This window comes from Rugamonas sp. (assembly GCF_025354735.1).
GTDB lineage: Bacteria > Pseudomonadota > Gammaproteobacteria > Burkholderiales > Burkholderiaceae_D > Rugamonas.
Window position 1 is genome coordinate 1 of sequence record NZ_JANXMI010000200.1, and the last position, 4,847, is coordinate 4,847.

Consider the following 4,847-nt stretch of genomic DNA (forward strand, 5'->3'; position numbering starts at 1 on the left):
TGCTCATGACGATAATCGCTCTGGTTGCCGGTTGAGGGGGCTGGCTGACCGCGATAAATCAGCGATCAACTCGTCCAGCATAGCCTTGGCCCGAAATAAAGGCCAGCTACGACGAGGGATATGATCGCACGGAACTAAACAATTTGACGAAATGGTGTAATCGTATGTAACTTATTCATTTATACCGACCTTAAAAAAAGGTATCGCAAAAAAATAAAATGAGATTAAAGCTAAAATAATATTATCATAAAAGTAAATGGAAAAAACAACTGAATGTCACTATGAAGATTTGCCATTTGTGCTGGACAATGGCGCTGTAGCAGGACGGCTGCGGCCGCGTGCGCAGCACTTTCAATGTTGCCAAAATGGACGCGCATTCCATATCGCTCTACACTAGAGGCGACAGGAGAATTGAATGAGCCAGACCAGTTTTGAATTCAAGGCCGACGCGAGCGATAATTCGCCCTTATACATGCAGATTGCCCGCAAGTTGAGCGATGATGTCCGCAATGGCCGCTATCATGTGGACCAGGCGCTGCCGTCGGAGCGGGCGCTGTCGGAGCTGCTGAGCGTGTCGCGCGTGACGGCCCGCAAGGCCATCGACCAGCTCGTCGAGCAGGGCATGGTGGTGCGCCGCCGCGGTTCCGGCAATTACATCGCGCCGCGCATCGAGCAGCCGCTGTCGAACCTGACCAGCTTTTCCGAGCAGTTGCAGCAGCGCGGCCACCAGCCGGGCTCGCGCTGGCTCAAGCGCGCCATCGTCACCGCCAGCGCCGAGGAACAGCTGTCGCTGGGCCTGTCGCCCAACACCCGCGTGGCGCGGCTCGAGCGGCTGCGCCTGGCCGACGATGTCGTCATGGCCTACGAGGTCAGCGTGCTGCCGCAGAGCGTGCTGAGCAATCCGGACGCCATCGGCGCCTCGCTCTACCAGTATCTGGAAAGCATAGGCAAGGCGCCGGCCCGGGCCTTGCAGCACATCCGCGCGATGAACGCGTCGGCCGAGCTGGCCGCCAAGCTCAACGTGCCGGCCGGCCAGGCCGTGCTGTTCATCACCCGCATCGCCTATCTGGAATCGGGCGAGGCGATGGAGTTGACGCATTCCTACTGTTGCAGCGACCACTACGATTTCGTCGCCGAGATGCGGCGCGCCGCCTAGGCGCCCCGGCCGTATCCAGGCCGGCCCGCACACCGTTTCCCCTACACGCGAGGCCAGGATGGCGATGCCGAACACCGAAACCCCCAGCACCGAGCACACCGATCTGGACCTATATCCGATGCCGCAGCTGGTCGGCGCGCTGATCGACGGCCAGTTCGAGGCGGTGCGGGCGGTGCGCGACGCCGCGCCCGCCATCGCCGCCGCCGTCGACGCGGCCTGGCCGCGCATCAAGGCCGGCGGACGGCTGGTGTATGTCGGCGCCGGCACCTCGGGCCGGCTCGGCGTGCTCGACAGCGTGGAACTCCATCCGACCTTCTCGTGGCCGCAGGAACGCGCGCTGGCCGTGCTGGCCGGCGGCGTCGGCGCCATGTTCGTCGCCGTCGAGGGCGCCGAGGACGACCGCGAACTGGGCGCGGCCGACGTGCGCGCGCTGCATCTGGGCAGCGAGGACGTGGTGCTGCTGCTGGCCGCGTCCGGCGCCACGCCGTATGTGCTGGGCGCCTTGCGGGCGGCGCGCTACAGCGGCGCGCTCACCATCGGCATCGCCAACAACGCCGACGCGCCGCTGGCGCTGGAGGCGGACTGCGGCATCACGCTGGCGACCGGCGCCGAAGTCATTTCCGGCAGCACGCGCCTGAAGGCGGGCACGTCGCAGAAGATCGCGCTGAATACGATATCGAGCGCGCTGATGGTCAAGCTCAACAAAGTCTACGGCAACCTGATGGTCGACCTCAAGCCGACCAACGCCAAGCTGCTGCTGCGCGCCGTCCACCTGACCATGCACGCCACCGGCGCCGACGAGGCCGAAGCGCGGCGCGTGCTGGGCCAGTGCGATTTCCACGTCAAGGTCGCCATCGTCGCGCTGCTGCGGCGGCAGACGGTGATGCAGGCGGCGGCCCTGCTGGCGGGCGCCGACGGCAGCGTGCGCGCGGCGCTGGCGGCCGATTAAATTTAAGGATGTATGGAGCGCAACCGTAGCAACCGCAGCAACCGTAAGCCGTGGGCCTGGGTGCCGACGCTGTATTTCGGCCAGGGCCTGCCCTACGTGGTGGTGATGACGCTGTCGGTGGTGATGTACAAGAACCTCGGCATTTCCAATACCGATATCGCGCTCTACACCGGCTGGCTGTATCTGCCGTGGGTGATAAAGCCGCTGTGGTCGCCGCTGGTGGACCTGCTGCGCAGCAAGCGGCACTGGATCGTCGTGCTGCAACTGGTGCTGGGCGCCGCGCTGGCGCTGGTCGCGCTGACGGCGCGCCTGCCGCAGTTTTTCCAGCTCAGCCTGGCCATTTTCTGGCTGATGGCCTTCAGCTCGGCCACCCACGACATCGCGGCCGACGGTTTTTACATGCTGGCCTTGCCGCACCACGCGCAGGCGGCCTACGTCGGCGTGCGCTCGACGTTTTATCGGCTGGCGATGATCGCCGGCCAGGGCGGACTGGTCTACCTGGCCGGCAAGTTGAGCGAGCACGGCGGCGATGTGCGCATGGCGTGGGCCACCGTGTTCTCGATATTGGCGGCGCTGTTCGTGGCGCTGTTCTCGTACCACCGCGTGATGCTGCCACGCCCGGACGGCGACGGCGGCGTCGATGCCGGCCACCCCGGCCACGCCGCCCTGCGGCGCGAATTCCTCGCCACCTTCATCGCCTTTTTCCGGAAAAAAGACATCCTCGCCATCCTCGGCTTTTTGCTGCTGTTCCGCCTCGGCGAGGCGCAGCTGCTGAAGCTGGCGATTCCCTTCCTGCTCGATCCGCCGGCCAGGAGCGGCCTGGGCCTGAGCACGGCCGACGTCGGCCTGGTCTACGGCAGCGTCGGCGTCATCGCGCTGACGCTGGGCGGCCTGCTGGGCGGACTGGCCATCGCGCGCTACGGCCTGCGACGCTGCTTGTGGCCGATGGTGTGCGCGGTGCACCTGCCGGACCTGGTGTTCGTCTATCTGGCCACGGCGCTGCCGCACGATTTCACGCTGATCGCGGCCTGCATGGCGCTCGAACAATTCGGCTACGGCTTCGGTTTCGCCGCCTATCTGCTCTACATGATGATGGTGGCCGACGGCGCCCACAAAACGGCGCACTACGCCATCTGCACCGGCTTCATGGCGCTCGGCATGATGGTGCCGGGCATGGCCAGCGGTTGGATCGAGCAGCGGCTCGGCTATCAGCACTTCTTCATCTGGGTCTGCGTCGCCACGCTGCCGGCGTTCGCGATGGCGGCCCGGGTCCGCATCGCACCCGGATTCGGGCGAAAATCCGGCTAGGCGCATTACAATACCGCCATCGCAAGCGAGCGCTTCAACTATATCGGGGAATGGTTTTGGTTTTTAACGCGAAGAAGCGGCAGACTTTGGCTGCCTGTGCCGCCGGCGGCCTGGCCGCCCTGTTGAGCGCCTGCGGCAGCGCGCCGCTGGCGCCGGTGCTGTCCCTGCCGCCCGGCGTGCCGCCGTCGTCCGATCCCAACCAGCCGCCGCCGGCGCCGCGCGAATTCCGCGCCGTGTGGGTGTCGACGGTGTCGAATATCGACTGGCCCAGCCGCAGCAACCTGAGCGTGGAAAAGCAGCAGGCCGAGGCCATCGTCATCCTGGAGCGGGCCCGCTCGCTGAACCTGAACGCCATCGTGCTGCAAGTGCGGCCCAGCGCCGACGCGATCTACCCGTCCGAACTCGAGCCGTGGTCCGAATACCTGACCGGCCAGCAGGGCCGCGCGCCCCATCCGCTGTACGACCCGCTGCAATTCTGGATCGAGCAGGCCCACGCGCGCGGGCTGGAACTGCACGCGTGGTTCAATCCCTACCGCGCCGGCCACGCGTCGACGGCGCGCTCGCCGCTGGCGCGCGAGCACGTGTCGTACACCAAGCCGGAGATGGTCAAGCCCTACGGCAAATACCTGTGGATCGATCCGGGCGCGGACGGCGCCTCCCAGCACACGCTGGACGTGGTGCTCGACGTGGTGCGGCGCTACGACGTCGACGGCGTCCACATCGACGATTATTTCTATCCCTATCCGATCGACGCGGTCGGCGCCGAGAGCGTCGCGCTCGACACGGGCGGCGCCCCCCGGGCCGAGCTGGCGTTTCCCGACGAACCGTCGTGGCAGCGCTATCTGCTGGGCGGCGGCCAGCTCGACCGCGCCAGCTGGCGGCGGCAGAACGTCAACACGTTGATCGAGGCGCTGTATCTGGGCATCCACCGCGAAAAGTCGTGGGTGCGCTTCGGCATCAGCCCCTTCGGCATCGGCCGGCCGGACCGGCGCCCGCCCGGCATCGTCGGCTTCAGCCAGTACGATAAATTGTATGCCGACGCCGAGACCTGGCTGGCCAAGGGCTGGCTCGATTATCTGTCGCCGCAGCTGTACTGGCCGGTGGCGCAGGCGCCGCAAGCGTTCGACGTGCTGCTCGACTACTGGCTGGCGCAGAACACGCAGGGCCGGCACGTGTGGCCGGGACTGTTCACCAGCCGCATCGACAACACCGCAAAGCCGTTCGCGCCGGAGGAAATCGTCAAGCAGATCGGCGTCACGCGGACCCGGCGCGGGGCCGACGGCCATGTCCATTTCAGCATGGCGGCGCTGATGGATAATCGCAAGGGCATCGACGATTTGCTGCGGGCGCAGGTGTACCAGACGGCGGCGCTGGTGCCGGCCACGCCGTGGCTGGGCGCGCAGGCGCCGGCGGCGCCGCTGGTGGCGGTGCGGC

At 66.2% G+C, this 4,847-nt stretch carries 4 protein-coding genes; all 4 read left to right on the top strand.

Annotation, left to right across the window (positions count from 1 at the left end):
* Positions 1–415: 415 nt before the first annotated feature.
* Positions 416–1,156 carry a GntR family transcriptional regulator gene (locus Q0S71_RS15955; RefSeq protein WP_295997706.1) on the top strand — a complete coding sequence of 247 codons (741 nt, stop codon included), beginning with the start codon at positions 416–418 and terminating at the stop codon, positions 1,154–1,156.
* Positions 1,157–1,220: 64 nt separating this feature from the next.
* The gene (locus tag Q0S71_RS15960; RefSeq protein ID WP_295997708.1) at positions 1,221–2,105 is read left to right on the top strand and encodes an N-acetylmuramic acid 6-phosphate etherase; all 885 of its coding nucleotides are present in this window, start codon (positions 1,221–1,223) and stop codon (positions 2,103–2,105) included.
* A gap of 12 nt (positions 2,106–2,117) precedes the next feature.
* Positions 2,118–3,413, top strand: coding sequence for an MFS transporter (locus Q0S71_RS15965; protein WP_295997710.1), 1,296 nt, complete (start codon positions 2,118–2,120; stop codon positions 3,411–3,413).
* A gap of 50 nt (positions 3,414–3,463) precedes the next feature.
* The coding region (locus tag Q0S71_RS15970; RefSeq protein WP_295997712.1) for a family 10 glycosylhydrolase at positions 3,464–4,847 on the top strand (1,384 nt) is incomplete at its 3' end.

Coding starts and splice junctions, on each gene's coding strand:
- Q0S71_RS15955 (WP_295997706.1), top strand. CDS start 416: ATGAGCCAGACCAGTTTTGAATTCAAGGCCGACGCGAGCGATAATTCG.
- Q0S71_RS15960 (WP_295997708.1), top strand. CDS start 1,221: ATGCCGAACACCGAAACCCCCAGCACCGAGCACACCGATCTGGACCTA.
- Q0S71_RS15965 (WP_295997710.1), top strand. CDS start 2,118: ATGGAGCGCAACCGTAGCAACCGCAGCAACCGTAAGCCGTGGGCCTGG.